Annotated in this window: 1 protein-coding gene; it reads left to right on the top strand. The window is 72.7% G+C overall.

Annotated features, from left to right (window positions below; translation table 11 throughout):
* A partial coding sequence (locus tag MXD58_RS28830; RefSeq protein WP_374616793.1) for a DUF6049 family protein occupies positions 1–2,536 on the top strand: 2,536 nt, incomplete at both ends.

Raw genomic sequence — 2,536 nt, 5'->3', positions numbered from 1 at the left:
GGGCGGTGGCGCCTGGCCGGCGGCGCGGCGCCGGGCGATGGTCGTCGTGGTGCTGCTGCTGGTAGCCGTCATCGTGCCGCTGGCGGGCGCGCCCGGAGCGAGTGCCGCGGCGGGGACCCGCGGTGGCCTGGCGGTGGAGCCCATCGCCCGCGCGGATTCATCCACAGGAACACCACGCTCTTCCACAGGTTCATCCACAGGCGAATCGGACGAATCACCAGTTCATGCGCCCGTCGTGGCGGGGTCGTCCACCGCCGCGAACCCTGTCGCGATCACCGTGACGGACGTCGTCTCGCCCACCGCGACCTCGCCCACCCTGTCGGTGCGCGGCACGATGGCCGCCACCACGGCCGATCCGCTGACCGACCTGTGGATGAGCCTGTCCATCGGCACGCGCCAGGTGCGCTCCCGTGACGAGCTCGCCACACTCGCCGCCAACCCCACCACCAGCGGCTACCAGAAACTCCCCCTCACCAGCGGGCACGTCGTGCAGCAGATGGCCGATCCACCCGTCCGGGGCGGCAGTCCCATCCCGTTCGAGATCACCGCGGACCTCGCCGCGGCCGGTGGCGCCGCGCCGCGTCCCGGTGCGTATCCCCTGCAGGTCCGGGTGAGCGGTTCCGTGGCCGGGCGGGCATCGAAGCCGATCGGCGCGGCGTACTCCTTCGCCGTCCGGTCCTCCGCCCAGGCACAGCGAACCAAGGTGACGGTCGTGCTGCCGATCGCCGACCAGCCCCGCCTGCGCTCCGACGGGCTGCTCACCGACAACGACCTGGCCGACGAGGTGAAGCCGACCGGCCGGCTGTCCAAGCTGCTCGACGCCGCCAGCCCGCCGGTCGTGCTCGCCGTCGACCCCACGCTGGTCAAGGCGCTGCAACGCATGAGCAACCCGGAGGGCTACCGCTACGCCAGTCCCGCCAGCCCCGCCGGCGGCGTCCTGATGCCGCGAAGCTCGGCCGCGGCGGCCTTCCTGACCAGGCTGGAGAACTACGCCGGCCAGGGCGGCACCGTGATCGCGCTGCCCTACGGCGACGCGGACCTGACCGCACTGGTCCACGCGCAGAAGCTGGACACGGTCGAGTACGCCGTCAAGACTGGCCAGGTCGTGCTGGACGCCTTGCTGCCCCAGGCCCCTCGCCCGGTCGCCTTCCCCGCGGACGGGCTCGCCGACGCGACGACTGTGGACGTGCTGAGTCAGTTGAAGGTCCCAACCGTGCTGCTCGACGACCGCCTGCTGCCCGCGCCCAAGGGCATCAACTACACCCCGTCGGCCGGCATCGACATCGCCACCTCGAGTGGCACCCCGATCCGCGCGCTCGCGACCGATCACCGCCTCGCCGACGTCGCCACCTCCTACACCGGCGCGGCGCAGGGCCCCAGCGCCGGCGCGGTCCTCGCGCGGTTGCGGGCCGACCTCGCCACGATCACCGCCGAGCGGTCCGAGACCCGCCAGCTGGTCCTCGCCCTGCCACGCAACTGGCAGATACCGGACGACTGGGCCCAGCAGGTGCTGAGCGCGATCACCAGCGACTACTCGCAGCCGGCGCCGATCGACGACCTGCTGGGCGCCGACCAGCCCAGCGCCCCCCGCGGCGGGCTGGTCTACCCCGCCGACGCGCGGGCCCGCGAACTGCCCGCCTCCTACCTGGACTCGGTGACGAACGTCCGGGACGAGGCGCTGGCCCTGTACCCGGTGCTCTGCGCGCCGCCGCGGGACACCGTCGAGTGCCGGGTGGAGCGCATCGACCCGATGCGCAACGCCCTCGTCACAGCGACCTCCGTCTGGTGGCGCGCAGACCGCATGGTGGATGGTGTGTCGCTCAGCCAGCAGGTCGACGGGAACGTTTCCGCGATCCGCAACGGCATCCAGATCGTGGCGTCCCGCAGTGTGAACCTGACGAGCCGGCACGGGCTCGTGCCGATCACGCTCGAGAACAACACCCAGTGGGACGTCACCGTCGTGCTGGCGTTCTCCTCGACCAACCGCTCGCGACTGCGATCGGCGCTGCGGGAGACCCGTGCCCTGCAACGCGGGCAGAAGGCGCAGATCGAGATCGAGGTGGACTCCGAGGGCGCGGGAACGTTCCCGCTGGAGATCCGCCTGCTGAACCTCGACGGCAAGGCCCTCTCCAGCGACCCGCCCGCCCGGATCCTGGTGCGTTCGACCGTCTACGGCGCGATCGCGACGGGCATCACCATCTTCGCCGTCAGCGTGCTGCTGCTCGCCGTCCTGTTCCGCCTCGTCCGCCGGCTGCGGCCCGGCGCACGGCGGCCGATGCCCACCGGCACCGCGGCCGGGATCACCGCCGACGGGACCGTGGTGGACAGTGCCGTCGCGGGCGCGGGCGCCGACCCACCACCTGGCATCGGTGGCCGCGATCCGGCTGGCCACGAGCGGTCGCACGGGCGCGCCACGCACCGCGACGACCCGTACCGGGACGACCAGCATCAGGAAGATCCGCCCTACGGCGACCACGCGAGGTACGGCGCTGCCCTCGCGGGTTCACCGGAGGACCCCTGGGCTTCGGCCTACCCC

The organism is Frankia sp. AgKG'84/4 (assembly GCF_023242965.2).
In the GTDB taxonomy this organism is placed as follows: Bacteria; Actinomycetota; Actinomycetes; order Frankiales; family Frankiaceae; genus Frankia.
This window is presented reverse-complemented; position numbering and strand designations above follow the sequence as displayed.